The sequence below is a fragment of the Martinezella rhizogenes genome, from assembly GCF_007002745.1.
GTDB lineage: Bacteria > Pseudomonadota > Alphaproteobacteria > Rhizobiales > Rhizobiaceae > Agrobacterium > Agrobacterium cucumeris.
Window position 1 is genome coordinate 211180 of the sequence record NZ_SGNY01000001.1, and the last position, 16402, is coordinate 227581.

Here is a 16402-nt window from a genome sequence, read left to right on the forward strand (position 1 = left end):
GTTCCATGGTTGAGAGAGTGACGTGTCGGCCATTAACCGGGCCTGAACGCGGTTCCACGGGTTTGCCTGAGGATAAGGTCCGTGGGTGCGCGATGGGTGATGGCGCAGGATCCAGCGCCGATGTGGCGGGGTGCCGTGGCGAGCCATCTTCTCGGTTTCTCCCGCCTTCGCAGACCTGATGCTTTTGACGTTATCAACTGCGAGGAAGCCAATGTCGGCTCAGCCGCAGGGAACGCAAAAGCACTTCAGCCGTTATCCATTCACAACAACGATGGAGGATAATATGCTGAAGGGTATTGCATTGTGGGCTATGGGTGTTCCGATCTTCGTGATCATTCTGCTTTATATGTTCGTGTTTTAAGCGGCGCCTCACACCAACGGCCCGCAACGAAAAAGGCGACCGCACTGCGGTCGCCTTTTTGTTTGTATCGGAAATTTTCTCAGTCCAGATCGCCGATCAGCCTTGAGGCCGTCGCCACATCGGTGCGGCGAATGTCGATCTCGTCGCGGTGTCTGGCCAGCAATTCGCTCGCCAGCAGCTTTTCCGCAAGATCGGCGGGCAGCGAGAGAATGACCCGGTCGCCCTTTTCCTCCGTCGCACCAACGCTGCGTTTACCGGCGATCATGCCGCCTGCAACCGTGTTGTTGGTGTCGGGGTCGATCAGGATGAAGGAGCCGGTCGCCCGGTTCTGCTCATAGGCATCGAAAATCGCCGTCTCGTCGAAAGAGAGGCGCACCTTGCCGATGGCGTTCATAGGCAGCGAGGTCTCATGCGCCTGCCATTCGCCTTCCTTCAGGTTCAGCTGGCTGATCGGCTGCACGCTGACGCGCTGGCGGCGGCTGCCGCTTTTCAGCCAATAGCGCTTGCCGGCCTCGATGCCGCCGGGCTGCAGGGCCACGATCTGCGCATCGAAGGCAAGGCCCGTCTGCGGTTGCGCCTCAATCGAGACGATCATGTCGCCGCGCGATACGTCCACCTGACGGTCAAGCACGAGGGTGACGGCATCACCGGCGACGGCAGCGTTGCGCACCAGATCGAAAGTGACGATCTGCTTGACATTGGCGACCATGCCAGAGGGCAAAACCACGACGCTGTCACCCGGTTTCACCGAACCGCCGGCAACCGTGCCCTGATAACCGCGGAAGCTCTCACCCGGCCGCGAGACGCGCTGTACGGGCAGGCGGAAGCCGCCGGACTGCGCGGAGCGCACAGTGGCAAGCTCCAGCGTTTCCACCAGCGTCGGGCCTTCATACCATGGCATGGAGGCCTTGCCTGATAGCACGACATTTTCGCCCTTCAGCGCCGACATCGGAATGGCGGTAATCTGCTTGATGCCGAGATTGGAGGCGAATTCGCGGAATTCGTGGGCGATCAGTTCGAAACCGGCCTTGTCGTAATTCGTCAGGTCGATCTTGTTGATCGCCAGCACGAATTGCCGGATGCCCATCAGCGCCGCGATGGTGGCGTGACGGCGGGTCTGTTCGAGAATGCCGGTGCGCGCATCGACGAGCAGCACGGCCAGATCGGCCGTCGAAGCGCCGGTCGCCATATTGCGGGTATATTGTTCATGGCCGGGGGTGTCGGCGACGATGAAGGCGCGCCGGTCGGTGGCGAAATAACGATAGGCGACATCGATGGTGATGCCCTGTTCGCGCTCGGCCTGCAAACCGTCCAGCAGCAGCGCGAAATCGGGCAGGCCGAGATCGTTCTGCTTGCCGCTGTCGCGATGCAGGGTGGCGGCCTGGTCTTCCTTGACGGCCTTGGTGTCCCAGAGAAGACGGCCGATCAGGGTCGATTTGCCGTCATCGACGCTGCCGCAGGTGATGAGGCGCAGCGGACGCGTATCGCGCGTTGCCTTCGAATGTTCGGCAAACGGCAGAATGGTGGCGGAAGAGGGGGGATTGATGGCGGTGGCACTCATCAGAAATACCCCTCGCGTTTCTTTTTCTCCATCGAGCCGGACTGGTCGCGGTCAATCGCGCGGCCCTGCCGTTCGGAAACGGTGGCGATTTCCAGTTCGGCGATCACGTCCTGAAGCGTCGCCGCCTCGGAACGGATGGCGCCGGTAAGCGGGAAGCAGCCGAGCGTCCGGAAGCGGATCGAGCCATGCTTGATCTCTTCGCCGGGCAGCAGTTCCAGCCGCTCGTCTTCGGCAAGGATCATCATGCCGTCACGCTCGATATAGGGGCGCTCGGCGGCGTAATAGAGCGGCACCAGCGGAATGTTTTCCGCCTCGATGTAACGCCAGATGTCGACCTCGGTCCAGTTGGACAGCGGGAAGGCACGCACGCTTTCGCCCTTGCGAACCATGCCGTTATAGATGTTCCACAGTTCCGGGCGCTGGTTGCGCGGGTCCCATTTATGATCGGGCGTGCGGAAGGAGTAGATGCGCTCCTTGGCGCGGCTCGCCTCTTCGTCGCGCCGTGCGCCGCCGAAGGCGGCATCGAACTGGCCGGCATCCAGCGCTTGACGCAGCGCTTCGGTCTTCATGATGTCGGTGTAAAGCGCCGATCCATGCGAGAAAGGCGTGACGTTCTCCGTCGCACCGCGCGGATTGGTGTGGGAGATCAGGTCGAGATCGTATTCCTTGACGATATTGTCGCGGAATTCGATCATTTCCTTGAACTTCCAGCCGGTATTGACGTGCAGCAGCGGGAAGGGAATGCGACCCGGGAAAAACGCCTTGCGCGCCAGGTGCAGCAGCACGGACGAATCCTTGCCGATGGAATAGAGCATCACAGGGTTATCGAATTCGGCGGCGACTTCGCGGAAAATATGAATAGCTTCGTTTTCAAGCGCCTTCAGATGGGGATCGAGCGGCGGCTTGGATGCGACAGTATTCTTGCTGTCCGTCTCGTGGACTGCGTTGGACATTGTGAACTCCGGGAGATGTACTGAATGATTATCGTTGCGGGATGGCGGAAATGGCGGATGTTTGCTCCGCACCGGCGACGTGAAGACCGCATTCGCGCTTCTCGTCGTTTTCCCACCACCATCGTCCGGCGCGCTCAGGCTCGCCGGGCTTGATGGCGCGCGTACACGGCTCACAGCCGATGGAGGGGTAACCGCGCTGATGCAACGGGTTGACGGGGATGTTTTCCTTGGCGACATGCGCGCGAATAAGGTCGATATCCCAGTCAGCCAAAGGATTGATCTTAATGAGATTGCGATCCGCATCAAATTCGGCGAACGGCGTCGTGGCGCGATTGCCGGACTGGCCGCGACGAAGGCCGGTGATCCAGAAGGCAGCGCCATCAAGCGCCTTGCCGAGCGGGATCAGCTTTCTGACATGACAGCAGGCGTGACGGGCTTCGACGCTTTCGTAAAAACCGTTCAGACCGTATTTTTCGGCATAGGCGTCGATATCGTCCTGTTCCGGCCGGAAGCGGCGGATTTCGATGCCGAAACGCTCTTCGGTTTCATCGATGAGATCGACGGTTTCCTTAAACAGCCGACCGGTCTCCAGCGTCACTACATCGATCGGCAGGCGATGCGTGCCGATGGCAGCCGTGATGACCTGATCCTCGATGCCGAGGCTGGTGGTGAAGACGGCGCGCCCGCCAAGACCGGCGATAAACGAAAGCCGACCCGCCAGATCGAGCCCGGCAAGCGTGGCATCGAGAGAGGCGGTATCGGCTAAGGCATTTGCTAAATTGATCGTCATTGTCACGTCCGGGATTTCCATGGCCGATTATTGTGGAAATTCGGCCCTGCGAACAGAAATGACAGTCTTTGTGCGCTGCACTTCAGAGCAAAAATGCCTCACGCGTGCAGGGTATGAGCAAAAGATACCCGTTCACCTTCTTCGCAGCTTGGATTTGAATTGTGACAACTTCTACGCTAAGCCGGAATTGCCGGGTTTCCGGGCTTGTGGTCTACTGGTTTTACAATGATTTCGCAGAAGGCAAAATATGCGCTGAGGGCGCTCCTTTCGCTGGCTAAGGCCGACGGCGCCTGTCCTGTGCAGATTTCCGACATTGCCCGTGAACAGGCCATCCCGAAAAAGTTTCTGGAACAGATCCTTCTCGAAATGAAGAAGGAACGTCTCGTCGAAAGCCGGCGTGGCAAGCAGGGCGGTTATCTTCTGGCGCGCCCGGCCGCAGACATCACCTTCGGCGAGGTGCTGCGCCTCATCGACGGGCCGCTTGCCCCCTTGCCCTGCCTGTCGCAGACCGCCTATCGCCGCTGCGAGGATTGCGATGGCGAAAAGCAGTGCGAAATCCGCCACGTCTTTGCCCGCGTGGCCGACGCGACGCGCAACATCCTTTTCAACACCACCATCGCCGATGCGGTGGCGGGTGTCGAAGTGCCCGAGCTTTTGACGGCCTAGCACCACACCATCCACGACCTCCACCCACGACCTCCATCGTCATCCTCGGGCTTGACCCGAGGATCCATGGTCAGGCTGGGTTGTGGATCCTCGGGTCACGCCCGAGGATGACCGGGGGAGAGGGATACCGGCCTGTCGGCACATGGTCTTGCAACTTGTGACACGAGTTTCGCAGTGGTGGATGCTCAAACAACGAAACAGGCGGCAGAGCCCTTAGCTGTCGCCCTCCTGCGTCCCCCAAACGAAAAAATCGTCTAAAACCCCATAATATTTTTCGCCATCGCGGCAAAAAATCGGCAAAAATGTGAAACGGTTTTGCATTCAGCAAAGTTTTACACGACGCTTGTTGCGCCTTTCGCTTATGCTGCGCTGTATTTGTTGCCCGGGAAAACGCTCTCGGGAAACACTTTTTCGATCGTATTCGGCCTCATTGACCAACTCTACTCAACCGGTAGAGTTAAGCCATCGCAATCAGGAGGGAATACCGATGTCCAAGCTTCTGTCCGGTTTGAGCGTTGTCGCGCTTGGCCTTTCACTGGCACTTGGCGGCGCTGGCTCGGCCGCCGCGCAGACCAAGCTGCTCAACGTGTCCTACGATCCGACCCGTGAGCTCTACAAGGATTTCAACGAGGCCTTCGCCAAGAAGTGGAAGGCCGATACCGGTGAGGATGTCACGATCCAGCAGTCGCATGGCGGCTCCGGCAAGCAGGCGCGCTCGGTCATCGACGGTCTGGAGGCGGATGTGGTGACGCTGGCGCTGCAGAGCGACATCGACGCCATCGTTCAAAATTCCGGCAAGATCAACAAGGACTGGCGCACCCGCCTGCCGCATAATTCCTCGCCTTACACCTCCACCATCGTTTTCCTGGTGCGCAAGGGCAACCCGAAGGGCATCCATAATTGGGGTGATCTGGTGAAGGGCGATATCCAGATCGTCACGCCGAACCCCAAGACTTCGGGCGGCGCACGCTGGAACTATCTTGCTGCCTGGGCCTGGGCCAATGAAGAATTCAAGGGCGATCAGGAAAAGATCAAGGCCTATGTCGGCGATCTCTACAAGCGCGCCCCGGTTCTCGATACCGGCGCCCGCGGCTCCACGGTCACTTTCGCACAGCGCCAGATCGGCGACGTGCTGCTGGCCTGGGAAAACGAAGCCTATCTCGCTGGCCAGGAATTCGGCGCTGATGCCTTCGATATCGTCGTGCCGCCGATCTCGATCCTTGCCGAACCGCCGGTTGCCGTGGTTGACGCCAATGTCGACGCCAAGGGCACCCGCAAGGCGGCGGAAGCCTATCTGCAATATCTCTATTCCGACGAAGGACAGAATATTGCGGCCAAGCACTTCTACCGTCCGTCCAATCCCGCCGTGGTCTCCAAGGACCTGCTGAAGCAGCTGCCCGATATCAAGCTCGTCACCATCGATGATCCGATCTTCGGTGGTTGGGCCAAGGCGCAGCCGGAACATTTTGGCGATGGCGGCATCTTCGACCAGATTTACAAGCCCGCAAAGTAAGCGGATGATGGGGTGAAACGCGATCACCCGTCCGCAGGGACAAGACAATAAGAGCCTGATCGACCGGACGCCGTGCCGGTCGATACTTTATAATAAACGCCGGGGAACGCCGGCTCCCAGAGGGCATTTCCAGGAAAAGCGGACCCCGGTTTCCTGTCCTGGAAATGTACAAAAACAAAGATTATCCGGAGCCTTGATGAGCAATAATACATCCGGAAACAGGTGGAAATGGCGGCAGTCGAGCGTCATACCCGGCTTCGGCCTGACGTTTGGCTACACCGTCACCTATCTGTTTCTCATCATTCTTATTCCGCTCGGCGGCCTCGTCTGGTCCACGGCGAAACTTGGTTTTGCAGATTTTATCGCGATTGCCACCGATAGCCGCACGCTGAATGCGCTGCGCGTCAGCTTCGGCACCGCCTTCATCGCCGCTTTGGTCAACGCCGTTTTCGGCGTCATCGTCGCCTGGGTGCTGACGCGTTACCGGTTTCCCGGTCGCCGCTTCGTGGATGCCATCGTCGATCTGCCCTTTGCCCTGCCAACGGCGGTGGCCGGTATTGCGCTCACCACGCTTTATGCCAATCGCGGCTGGGTCGGCTCGCTGTTCGAACCCTTCGGCATCAAGATCGCGTTCACGCCGACCGGCATCGTCATCGCGCTTATCTTCATCGGCCTGCCCTTCGTGGTGCGCACGGTGCAGCCGGTCATGGAGGAGATCGACCGTCAGGTGGAAGAAGTGGCGGCAACGCTCGGCGCCAACCGCTTCCAGACCATCACCCGCGTTCTGCTGCCAAGCCTCACGCCCGCCATCCTCACCGGTTTTGCGCTCGCCTTCGCGCGCGGCGTCGGCGAATATGGCTCGGTCATCTTCATCGCCGGCAATATTCCGTATGTCTCGGAAATCGCGCCGCTCCTCATCGTCATCAGGCTGGAGGAGTTCAACTATGCGGCCGCGACCGGCATCGCCACCATCATGCTGATCATCTCCTTCGCCATGCTGTTCCTCATCAATCTCATTCAGGCCTGGAGCCGCAAGAGGTACGGTTATGTCTGAGACCGCTTCCCGCACCTCGCCCCGGCCGTTTCGCGATCCCGCCAGCGAGAGCCTTCCCGCCCGGCTGGCGCTGATAACTGTCGCCTTCCTGTTCCTTGCAGCCTTCCTCGTGCTGCCGCTTGTCTCGGTGTTCTTCGAAGCCTTCCGCAAAGGCGGGGAAGCCTTCTGGGAAGCCGTCGTCGAGCCTGATGCGCTGTCGGCCATTCGCCTCACGCTGCTTGTCGCCGCTATTTCGGTGCCGCTCAACGTGGTCTTCGGGGTTGCCGCCGCCTGGGCGATCGCCAAGTTCGAATTCAAGGGCAAGGCGTTCCTGATCACGCTGATCGACCTGCCATTTTCGATTTCGCCGGTTATTTCAGGTCTGGTCTATGTCATCCTGTTTTCCGCCCACAGCGTGCTTGGCCCATGGCTGAAGAGTTACGGCATCGAAATCCTGTTTGCGGTGCCGGGCATCGTGCTCGCCACCATCTTCGTCACCTTTCCCTTCGTCGCGCGCGAGTTGATCCCGCTGATGCAGGATCAGGGCAATGGCGATGAGGAGGCGGCGATTTCGCTTGGCGCTTCCGGCTGGCAGACCTTCTGGTATGTCACGCTGCCGAATATCAAATGGGGCCTGCTTTACGGCGTGCTGCTCTGCAACGCCCGCGCCATGGGGGAATTCGGCGCCGTTTCCGTCGTGTCAGGCCATATTCGCGGTGAGACCAACACCATGCCGCTGCATGTGGAGATACTCTATAATGAGTACAATATCGGCGCGGCCTTCGCTGTGGCGACGCTGCTGGCCGGTCTGGCACTGGTGACGCTCGTTCTCAAAACCATTCTCGAAATACGCTTTGGCGCGGGCAACGCAGCCGGCAAGCATTGAAAGGCATCTTCATGGAAGTGAAAGTTTCCGGCATCACCAAGCAGTTCGATCGGTTTCCGGCGCTGAACGACGTGTCGCTCGACATTCGTTCCGGTGAGTTGATCGCGCTGCTCGGTCCTTCCGGCTCCGGCAAGACGACGTTGCTGCGTCTGATCGCCGGCCTCGAACAGCCGACGCAGGGTCAAATCTTTTTCGGCGATGAGGATGCGTCGCACCGCACGGTGCAGGAGCGCAACGTCGGTTTCGTGTTCCAGCACTATGCGCTGTTCCGCCATATGACGGTGGCCGACAATATCGCCTTCGGCCTCAAGGTGCGCCCCTCCGCCAACCGCCCGCCGAAAGTCGAGATCCGCAAACGCGTATCCGAACTTCTCGACATGGTGCATCTCTCCGGTCTTGAAAAGCGCTATCCAACCCAGCTTTCCGGCGGCCAGCGCCAGCGCGTGGCGCTGGCCCGCGCTGTCGCCATCGAGCCGAAGGTCCTGCTTCTCGATGAACCCTTCGGCGCGCTCGATGCCAAGGTGCGCAAGGAGCTGCGCCGCTGGCTGCGCGAATTCCACGACCGCACCGGCCACACCACCGTTTTCGTCACCCACGATCAGGAAGAGGCACTGGAACTGGCCGACCGCGTCGTCGTCATGAGCCAGGGCAAGATCGAACAGGTCGGCACGGCCGATGACGTCTATGACACACCGAATTCTCCTTTCGTCTTCTCCTTCATCGGCGAATCCTCCAGCCTGCCGGTGACGATCCGCGATGGCCATGTGCTGTTCCAGGGCGAAAGCATCGGCATCGATGAGAGCGGCACGGGCGAGGGCGAGCTGTTCTTCCGGCCGGAAGATGTGGTGTTGACGGATGAGAAGGACGCGCTTTACGGCAAGGTCACCACCTGTCGCCGCCTTGCCGGCACCCGTATCGCCGAAATCGACATCGCCAATAACGGCCACGAGCCCTATCACCTCGAAATCGAAGTGCCGCTCAACGCCGCCGTGGCTGTTGGCGCGGAACTGCGCTTCCGCCCGACGCGGTGGAAGGTGTTTGGGAAGAAGTAGGCAGAAGCGGCGCGATTGGCGGCGTTGGTTCTGCAGTCGCCCTCAGTTCCCCGTCATACCGGCCTCGAGCCGGTATCCAGCCAGCCCAAATCCTTGGGCTGAAAGGAATCTCCCCGCCGCGCAGATGCGCGCCAGCTGGATGCCGGGTCATCTTCGGGCTTGGTCCGGGGACCGGCATGACGGGAAAGATGTAACCAGCAACACAAGACGCCGAATTTATAGCGCCAAATTACCCACACCCTCATTCCTGTGCTTGTCACAGGAATCCAGCCGACGCGCGTCTGCGCGACGAAAAAGACTCCTCCAGCCCAAAGACTTGGTCTGGCTGGATCTCTGTGACAAGCACAGAGATGAGGGAGGGGATGCACACAGATAGGGGGAGAAGCTACACGGAGGTGAGCCAGGCACACGTACCGGCCCCACAAATGCAGAAACGGAAAAGGGCCGCTGAAGCGACCCTTCCATGAGTTTGGTCATGTTTACAGACCCGGGACTGTTTCTCAACGTTCCGAAGGCAGAAGAGGTTTACAACGAGGGTTGCCCCGTCGAAAACACACCCTTTCCATTGCCTGCACCAGAGACCGAAATCTCACTAGACATTGGATCACCTCCTTCCGATACGTTGAACATAACTAGAAGGTAGTACGATTCGTGAGTAATGCAAGAGGTGTTGCTTTAATCTGCCGCCGGACAGTTATGCCGCATCTGCAGCCTTCACGTCGAATTCGAAGTGGATGCTGTCATAGGGAAACTCCACGCCGGTCTCGTTCCGGTCGATAATGCCGGCATGGAGGAGCGACGTCACATCGCGATGAACGGCCTGCACGTCCCGCCCGACCCGACGGGCAACCTCCCGGATGGAAAGCGGTCCCTGTCCGGCGAGAGCCTTAACGATGGCAAGGCGCAATGGCGCGAGAATGCGGTGCAAATCCTCGTAACTGGAAAATTCGACTGATGGTTTCGCCTCCATCGGCTTTCCAGACATCGCCAGATTTCCGGCGGTAACAAAGCGGCTCTTTATGTCCTTGATCGTGCTGAGACGGACAGTAAGCGCTGTCATGACAAGATCCTTTCCATATCCGCTTCAAAAGCGTCGAACAGGGCTTCAAGTGAGGTGAATGTGATTACGTCTTCACGTCCATCCATATGACGATGATCGCCTTTGCCGCGTTCATTGTCATAACGCAAAACACATCTCCCTTTGATCACCAGCGCGAGCCGATATTTGAACGGATGGAGACTTCCGGGAACAGGCTCAGGCAAATGCCACAGGACAACCTCAAAGAAGGCCGTTTCATCGATCACTTTACGCGTCTTTTGGAGCAAAACAGCCTTCATGTTGTTATTCATGACAACATGAAGGCTTGTTGTCAATGAAAACAACACATGTGGTTCAAGACACTCGCATCACGATCTTGCCGATATGATTGCTGCTTTCCATCAGCCGGTGCGCTTCCACGACCTCATCCAGCGCAAAGACCCGGTTGATGACCGGCGCGACCTTGCCGCTTTCGACGAGCGGCCAGACCAGTTCGGTGAGGTCGTCGCGGATGGCGCGTTTTTCGTCGGCGGTGCGTGGCCGCATGGTGGAGCCGGTGACGGTGAGGCGTTTGACCATGATGGGGCGCAAATCGACTTTCTCGGCCGTCGTGCCACCCAGAAAGGCGATGATGGAGAGGCAGCCGTCCCTGGCGAGTGCGGCGATGTTCTTTTCGAAATAGGCCGCACCGATCATGTCGAGAACCACATCCACACCCTTGCCGCCGGTCTCGGCCTTGATGACGGCGGCGAAATCCTCTTCGCGGTAATTGATCGCCCGTCTGGCGCCAAGCTTGACGCAGGCGTCGCATTTTTCCGCGGAGCCGGCCGTCGCATAGACCTCAGCACCAAAGGCTTTGGCGAGCTGGATGGCTGTTGTGCCGATACCGCTGGTGCCGCCGTGGATCAGCACGCTTTCGCCTTCGGTGAGGCCCGCCATCTGGAAGAGATTGGCCCAGACCGTAAAGAAGGTTTCCGGCAGCGCTGCGGCTTTGATGGCATCATAACCCTTGGGGAAGGGCAGCGCCTGCCCGGCCGGCACGGTGCAATATTCCGCATAGCCGCCGCCATTGGCGAGCGCGCAGATTTTATCGCCCGGTTTGAATTCGGTCACACCTTCGCCGAGCGCAACCACTTCACCGGCAATTTCCAGGCCAAGGATCGGGCTTGCATCTTTGGGCGGCGGATAGATGCCCTGTCTCTGCGCGACATCGGGGCGGTTGACGCCCGCCGCCTCGACCTTGACCAGAATTTCGCCTTTGGCCGGTTTCGGCAAAGCCATCTGCGAAAGCCGCATGACCTCCGGGCCGCCATGGGAAGGAAGGTCGATGAAGCGCATTGTTTCGGGCAGGGTCGTGGGATCGGACATGGGCGAGGGCAACTCCCTGAGGATTGGCGTTACCTTAAAATGTAGGCCGGATGCGTCCTTTAGGGAAGGCGGCTCTTTGACGCTGGGGTACGTTGGGCGTTGTTGGTTCGCATGGGCGTGGAGTGAGCGGCTTTACCCCCCTCTGCCCTGCCGGGCATCTCCCCCACAAGGAGGGAGACCATGCGCGGCGAGGTTTCGCCCTTATAAAAAGTTTGAGAATGGAACAGAGAAAGAGCCGCTTGCCGATCTCCCTCCTTGTGGGGGAGATGCCCGGCAGGGCAGAGGGGGGTAAAGCCGCACACTCCGGGCCAACCGGATTCTAAACTCGCCCCTTGTTTCTCAATTTGTCTCGCCGAACACCCGGATGACCAGCCCGCCTTCGCTTTCCTTGGCGGCGGTTTTCACACTGGCGATTTCGCTGCCGATACGCTCGGGATTGGCGATGATCAACCCTTTCGGCAGGGTGAGGACACCGATCGAGCAGCGCAGCAGGGCGAAATCCCGCTCATTGCCGCGGCGGTCGAGCCCGACCATGTGGCCGGCCTCGCGGTCCTCGGGCGAATAGAGTTCCGCCACGTCGTCGTGAAAATCGCTGAGCAGGCGTTCGAGGATTTCCGTCAGCTCTTCCACCGTCCAGTCACGCACGCCGACGAAGAAATCGTCGCCGCCAATATGGCCGAGAAAGCAGTCGCCGGCGAAAAAGTAGCGGCGCATCAACGCTGAAAACAGGGTGATGGCGTGGTCGCCGGCGTTGAAGCCGTATTTATCGTTGAAGGGTTTGAAATTGTCGAAGTCGCAATAGCAGAAGAACCGCGTCTCGTCGCCGTCGCCGCAGCTGTCGGCAATGAAGCCACCAATGGCGCGGTTGCCGGGCAGCGCGGTCAGCGGGTTCTGATCCTGCGCCATCTTCAGCTGTTTTTCATTGATGACCTTGATGAGCGAGGCCGCCGAGACGATGCCGGCATAACGCATGTTCTCGGTCAGGATGATGCAGGCGCTGCCGCCCATGCTGGCGAACATGTTCATCAGCTGGTCGGCATCCGCATCAAGGCCGACGATCGGCGCGGGATCGACGAAATGGGAAATCGTGCGCTCATAGATCTTGTTCTTGAGCAGGTCGCGGCCGAAAGGCCGGTAGATATATTCCTTGAGGTGATATTCGTTGATGACGCCGCGCGGTTCGCCATTGGCGTTGAGAACCGGGAAAAATGCCTGCTGCGGGTTTCTGCGAAACAGCTCGAAGACATTGTCGACGCTGTCATGCTCATAGACGGTGGGAAGACGCTCGATTTCCCGGCGGATCAATATTTCGTCCAGCGACTGGCTGCTGCGCCGCGCCACGCCCATGCGGTTGAGATGCGGAAAGCTCTCCGGCAGTTCGCTGGTGAAGACCGTCGGCCTGGCGATCAGCCAGCCCTGCACCAGATCGACGCCGAATTCGCGGCAGGTCAGGAACTCCGCTTCCGTTTCTATGCCTTCGGCAATCACCCGCACACCGAGAACATGGGCGATGTTGACGATATTGCGCACGAGGTGCTGTTTGCGCGGAAGATGATCGACGCCACTGATGAAGTGCCGGTCGATCTTCAGGTAGTCCAGCGGATAGTCGCATAAAAGCTTCATCTCGCCGTGACCGGCGCCGAAATCATCGATCGCCAGCTTGAAGCCTTCCTTGCGCATGCGGGCAATCAGCGCCGTAAATTCCGGCACGCTGGTATTGTCGAAACGTTCGGAAAGCTCAAAGCAGATGGATGAGGCCGGAATACCTGCCCGCGCCAGATGGCCGACCAGCTTGTCGAGAATGGCATCGCCATGCGGGATCAGCCGCACATCGAGATTGAGGAACAGCGTGGTGGAGGAAAAGTCGGGCAGGGTGGAGAACTTTGCCAGCGCCCGGCTTGCCAGCATCTGCTCGAAAGCCTTCAGTTCGCCATCGGCAGCAGCCTGGTCGAGTAGCGCCAGCGGATTGGAAAAGCCAAGCCGGTCATGGCCGCGCATCAGCGATTCATAACCGAAGATCGTGCCCGTCGTCGCCTCGACAATCGGCTGAAACGCGGTTTCGAGCACAAGCTTTGCCATGGGAAACATATGCCCGGAGGCAAATCGCCTTATGACATCATTCTCCATCGTGACGGCCTGCATTTCGTTCTCCGCGATTGGCCGGCCCCCCGTTATTGCATGGCGTGAAAATCCGCCACACGGGGCCGTTTCTTTTACGGCGAACAATTGCAGATGACAGGTCAACAAAAGCTTTCACGACTGTGAAGCTTTGATGAACGTTTTGTCACAACCCCCTCAATATGCGGGGTTGCCGGGCAAGGCTTCAGGCCCGGCGCGCATGCCCGGTATGAGCGGCGTAAAGTTCCGCAACATTCATGCGTTCCCGGTCCGCTTCGACCGGAGCGGAAGGCCTTGTTTCGCTATTGTGTTGGGCAGAGGCCGCCCATAGCCGCAGCGCGGCCCTGACGACCTCGCTGCCGGATGCGTAAGCGCCGCAATTCACGGCTTCACGCATTCTTGCTGCCTGTTCCGGGGAAATCGATACTGTTACCATTGGCATGATATCACTCCCTTCTTTAAACGCTGCGATCGAGCCCTTGATGTCCAATTTGCGGACCGGGTACCGTCGTGGTCTATGGCGGGCGTTTTTATCGTTTTTCGTCTGGCGCCGCTTCCAGCGAAATTTGTATCACTTCCCATATTAGCACGAAACGCGTTTCATTCCCAATTCGCAGTATATCACGGTTTAGTTTTTCCCCTGTGAGGAGGGAAAGCGAGCCGGATGCGAGCCGCGCCGCAGCGCAAGGTTCATCAGGTTGCTCGGTATTTATGAGATTATCGGAACAAGGCGGCGGAAAATATGATCCATCGCAAATCCGCGACATAAAATGGCGCGTTTTTTATTGATTGATCGATCAATCAAGAATAATTTGCCATCCGTCAAGGAGACGACTATGCCCAAGATCGGAATGGAGCCTTTGCGCCGCAAGGCGCTTGTGGATGCGGCATTGCGCACCATCGGCCACCATGGTTCGCTGAATGTGACGATGTCTGACATTGCCCGGGAAGCGGGCGTGTCGGCGGCCCTTGCGCATCATTATTTCGGCAGCAAGCAGCAGCTTCTTCTGGAAACCATCCGCAGCCTGCTGCGCGACCTTAGGCGCGATGCCGTGGCGGCGCTGACCCGCGCTTCCGGCCCGCGCGAGAGGCTGAGCGCCATCGTGCACGTCTCCTTCCAGAGCGACCAGTTCACGCCGGAAACGGTGGCGGCATGGCTTGCCTTTTATGTCGAGGCGCAGCGTTCGGAGGAGACCCGGCGGCTGCTGGTGATTTATTCCCGCCGCCTGCGCTCCAACCTCATGGCAAGCCTCTCCCGGCTTTGCCCGCCCGATGACGCGGCGCGGATCGCCGAGGGGGCAGCGGCCCTGATCGACGGGCTCTATATCAGGCACAGCCTGCGTTCGGCCCCGCTTGGCATCGCCTCCGCGCCGGCGCTTGTCGAGGATTATTTCGACATGCAGCTCAAACACTATCCAGATGGACAGCGCCCCAAGCCGTCCATCCGCGTTCTTTAAGGAGACTTCGACATGACCATCGCGACGCCGCTCAAGGCGCAGCCCAAAGCCTCGCATTTCATCGACGGCACCTATGTCGAAGACACTGCCGGCACAGTGATCGAGAGCATCTTTCCGGCCACCGGCGAGGTTATCGCAAGGCTGCATGCGGCAACCCCGGCGATTGTCGAGCGCGCCATCGCCTCGGCCAAACGCGCCCAGAAGGAATGGGCGGCAATGAGCCCCATGGCCCGTGGCCGTATCCTCAAGCGTGCCGCCGATATCATGCGTGAACGCAACGATGCGCTTTCGACGCTGGAGACACTCGATACCGGCAAGCCGATCCAGGAAACCATTGTCGCCGACCCGACGTCCGGCGCGGATGCCTTCGAATTTTTCGGCGGCATCGCGCCTTCCGCGCTGAACGGCGATTACATCCCGCTCGGCGGCGATTTCGCCTATACCAAGCGCGTGCCGCTCGGCGTCTGCGTCGGCATCGGCGCATGGAACTATCCGCAGCAGATCGCCTGCTGGAAGGCGGCGCCCGCGCTGGTCTCCGGCAACGCCATGGTCTTCAAACCTTCGGAAAACACCCCGCTCGGCGCATTGAAGATCGCCGAAATCCTGATCGAGGCCGGTCTGCCCAAGGGCCTGTTCAACGTCATTCAGGGTGATCGTGATACCGGCCCGCTATTGGTCAATCACCCCGATGTCGCCAAGGTCTCGCTCACCGGCTCGGTGCCGACCGGCCGCAAGGTGGCCGCCGCCGCCGCCGGGCATCTCAAGCACGTGACCATGGAACTCGGCGGCAAGTCGCCGCTGATCGTCTTCGACGACGCCGATATCGAAAGCGCCGTCGGCGGGGCCATGCTCGGCAATTTTTATTCCTCCGGCCAGGTCTGCTCCAACGGCACGCGCGTCTTCGTGCAGAAAAAGGCCAAGGACCGTTTCCTCGAAAATCTGAAGCGCCGCACCGAAGCGATGATCCTCGGTGATCCGCTCGATTATGCCACCCATCTCGGCCCGCTGGTTTCCAAGGCCCAGCAGGAGAAGGTTCTCGCCTATATCGAAAAGGGCAAGGCGGAAGGCGCGACGCTGGTGACCGGCGGCGGCATTCCCAACAATGTCTCGGGCGAGGGTGCCTATGTGCAGCCGACCGTTTTTGCCGACGTGACCGACAACATGACCATCGCCCGTGAGGAAATCTTCGGGCCGGTTATGTGTGTGCTGGATTTCGATGACGAGGATGAGGTTCTCACCCGCGCCAACGCCACCGAATTCGGGCTGGCCGGCGGCGTCTTCACCGCCGATCTTGCCCGCGCCCACCGTGTGGTCGATGCGCTCGAGGCGGGTACGCTTTGGATCAACACCTATAATCTCTGCCCGGTGGAAATCCCCTTCGGCGGCTCGAAACAATCCGGCTTCGGGCGGGAGAATTCGGCGGCGGCGCTCGAGCATTATAGCGAGTTGAAGACGGTTTATGTGAGCACGGGGAAGGTGGACGCGCCTTATTGACGGTTGGCGGGTGGGGCTTACCCCCCTCTGCCCTGCCGGGCATCTCCCCCACAAGGGGGGAGATCGATCTGCGGCGAGGTCCCGCCCATCTCCACGTTTGAGATTGAAGTG

15 protein-coding genes are annotated in these 16402 nt (G+C 59.5%); 7 read left to right on the top strand and 8 right to left on the bottom strand.

Features of this window, described 5'->3' with window-relative positions; all coding sequences use genetic code 11:
- Positions 1-440: 440 nt before the first annotated feature.
- From cysN to EXN68_RS01005, 3 genes are read right to left on the bottom strand one after another with little or no spacing between them, the layout of a single operon-like run.
- A complete protein-coding gene (gene cysN, locus EXN68_RS00995) occupies positions 441-1922 on the bottom strand; it encodes a sulfate adenylyltransferase subunit CysN (RefSeq protein WP_142839284.1) in 1482 nt (493 codons plus the stop codon).
- Positions 1922-2875 (bottom strand): sulfate adenylyltransferase subunit CysD, encoded by a 954-nt coding sequence (gene cysD, locus EXN68_RS01000; RefSeq protein ID WP_142839285.1) that lies wholly within the window; start codon positions 2873-2875, stop codon positions 1922-1924. The genes cysN and cysD overlap by 1 nt, the downstream gene beginning before the upstream one ends.
- 28 nt (positions 2876-2903) lie before the next feature.
- The gene (locus EXN68_RS01005) at positions 2904-3686 is read right to left on the bottom strand and encodes a phosphoadenylyl-sulfate reductase (protein WP_161991147.1); all 783 of its coding nucleotides are present in this window, start codon (positions 3684-3686) and stop codon (positions 2904-2906) included.
- 204 nt (positions 3687-3890) lie between these two features.
- Between EXN68_RS01005 and EXN68_RS01010 the strand changes: the two genes are divergently transcribed.
- From EXN68_RS01010 to EXN68_RS01030, 5 genes are all read left to right on the top strand, one after another.
- Complete coding sequence (locus EXN68_RS01010; RefSeq protein ID WP_003520468.1) at positions 3891-4331, top strand: RrF2 family transcriptional regulator; 441 nt, start codon at positions 3891-3893, stop codon at positions 4329-4331.
- Positions 4332-4818: 487 nt separating this feature from the next.
- The gene (locus EXN68_RS01015) at positions 4819-5844 is read left to right on the top strand and encodes a sulfate ABC transporter substrate-binding protein (protein ID WP_142839287.1); all 1026 of its coding nucleotides are present in this window, start codon (positions 4819-4821) and stop codon (positions 5842-5844) included.
- A gap of 196 nt (positions 5845-6040) precedes the next feature.
- Entirely contained in the window at positions 6041-6898 is an 858-nt protein-coding gene (gene cysT / locus EXN68_RS01020; protein ID WP_010971172.1) for a sulfate ABC transporter permease subunit CysT, read from the top strand.
- Complete coding sequence (gene cysW, locus EXN68_RS01025) at positions 6891-7763, top strand: sulfate ABC transporter permease subunit CysW (protein WP_142839288.1); 873 nt, start codon at positions 6891-6893, stop codon at positions 7761-7763. Before cysT ends, cysW begins: the two co-directional genes overlap by 8 nt.
- Positions 7764-7774: 11 nt before the next feature.
- Positions 7775-8815, top strand: coding sequence for a sulfate/molybdate ABC transporter ATP-binding protein (locus tag EXN68_RS01030; protein WP_142839289.1), 1041 nt, complete (start codon positions 7775-7777; stop codon positions 8813-8815).
- A 694-nt stretch (positions 8816-9509) separates the two neighbouring features.
- Here EXN68_RS01030 and EXN68_RS01040 read toward each other — a convergent pair.
- The 5 genes from EXN68_RS01040 to EXN68_RS01065 form a co-directional block, all read right to left on the bottom strand.
- Complete coding sequence (locus EXN68_RS01040; RefSeq protein ID WP_142839291.1) at positions 9510-9875, bottom strand: HVO_A0114 family putative DNA-binding protein; 366 nt, start codon at positions 9873-9875, stop codon at positions 9510-9512.
- Entirely contained in the window at positions 9872-10153 is a 282-nt protein-coding gene (locus tag EXN68_RS01045) for a toxin-antitoxin system TumE family protein (protein WP_142839292.1), read from the bottom strand. Before EXN68_RS01045 ends, EXN68_RS01040 begins: the two co-directional genes overlap by 4 nt.
- Positions 10154-10208: 55 nt before the next feature.
- A complete protein-coding gene (locus EXN68_RS01050; RefSeq protein ID WP_161991148.1) occupies positions 10209-11222 on the bottom strand; it encodes an NAD(P)H-quinone oxidoreductase in 1014 nt (337 codons plus the stop codon).
- A gap of 339 nt (positions 11223-11561) precedes the next feature.
- A complete protein-coding gene (locus EXN68_RS01060) occupies positions 11562-13364 on the bottom strand; it encodes a GGDEF domain-containing protein (RefSeq protein WP_142839294.1) in 1803 nt (600 codons plus the stop codon).
- A 181-nt stretch (positions 13365-13545) separates the two neighbouring features.
- Positions 13546-13782 (bottom strand): ribbon-helix-helix domain-containing protein, encoded by a 237-nt coding sequence (locus tag EXN68_RS01065; RefSeq protein WP_142839295.1) that lies wholly within the window; start codon positions 13780-13782, stop codon positions 13546-13548.
- Positions 13783-14176: 394 nt separating this feature from the next.
- Between EXN68_RS01065 and betI the strand changes: the two genes are divergently transcribed.
- Positions 14177-14797 carry a transcriptional regulator BetI gene (gene betI / locus EXN68_RS01070; RefSeq protein WP_142839296.1) on the top strand — a complete coding sequence of 207 codons (621 nt, stop codon included), beginning with the start codon at positions 14177-14179 and terminating at the stop codon, positions 14795-14797.
- Between the two features lie 12 nt (positions 14798-14809).
- Entirely contained in the window at positions 14810-16291 is a 1482-nt protein-coding gene (gene betB, locus EXN68_RS01075) for a betaine-aldehyde dehydrogenase (RefSeq protein ID WP_142839297.1), read from the top strand.
- Positions 16292-16402 lie beyond the last annotated feature (111 nt).

Excerpts from the sequence above, each read along its gene's own strand:
- cysN (WP_142839284.1), bottom strand. The coding sequence starts at position 1,922 with ATGAGTGCCACCGCCATCAATCCCCCCTCTTCCGCCACCATTCTGCCG.
- cysD (WP_142839285.1), bottom strand. The coding sequence starts at position 2,875 with ATGTCCAACGCAGTCCACGAGACGGACAGCAAGAATACTGTCGCATCC.
- EXN68_RS01005 (WP_161991147.1), bottom strand. The coding sequence starts at position 3,686 with ATGGAAATCCCGGACGTGACAATGACGATCAATTTAGCAAATGCCTTA.
- EXN68_RS01010 (WP_003520468.1), top strand. The coding sequence starts at position 3,891 with ATGATTTCGCAGAAGGCAAAATATGCGCTGAGGGCGCTCCTTTCGCTG.
- EXN68_RS01015 (WP_142839287.1), top strand. The coding sequence starts at position 4,819 with ATGTCCAAGCTTCTGTCCGGTTTGAGCGTTGTCGCGCTTGGCCTTTCA.
- cysT (WP_010971172.1), top strand. The coding sequence starts at position 6,041 with ATGAGCAATAATACATCCGGAAACAGGTGGAAATGGCGGCAGTCGAGC.
- cysW (WP_142839288.1), top strand. The coding sequence starts at position 6,891 with ATGTCTGAGACCGCTTCCCGCACCTCGCCCCGGCCGTTTCGCGATCCC.
- EXN68_RS01030 (WP_142839289.1), top strand. The coding sequence starts at position 7,775 with ATGGAAGTGAAAGTTTCCGGCATCACCAAGCAGTTCGATCGGTTTCCG.
- EXN68_RS01040 (WP_142839291.1), bottom strand. The coding sequence starts at position 9,875 with ATGACAGCGCTTACTGTCCGTCTCAGCACGATCAAGGACATAAAGAGC.
- EXN68_RS01045 (WP_142839292.1), bottom strand. The coding sequence starts at position 10,153 with ATGAAGGCTGTTTTGCTCCAAAAGACGCGTAAAGTGATCGATGAAACG.
- EXN68_RS01050 (WP_161991148.1), bottom strand. The coding sequence starts at position 11,222 with ATGTCCGATCCCACGACCCTGCCCGAAACAATGCGCTTCATCGACCTT.
- EXN68_RS01060 (WP_142839294.1), bottom strand. The coding sequence starts at position 13,364 with ATGCAGGCCGTCACGATGGAGAATGATGTCATAAGGCGATTTGCCTCC.
- EXN68_RS01065 (WP_142839295.1), bottom strand. The coding sequence starts at position 13,782 with ATGCCAATGGTAACAGTATCGATTTCCCCGGAACAGGCAGCAAGAATG.
- betI (WP_142839296.1), top strand. The coding sequence starts at position 14,177 with ATGCCCAAGATCGGAATGGAGCCTTTGCGCCGCAAGGCGCTTGTGGAT.
- betB (WP_142839297.1), top strand. The coding sequence starts at position 14,810 with ATGACCATCGCGACGCCGCTCAAGGCGCAGCCCAAAGCCTCGCATTTC.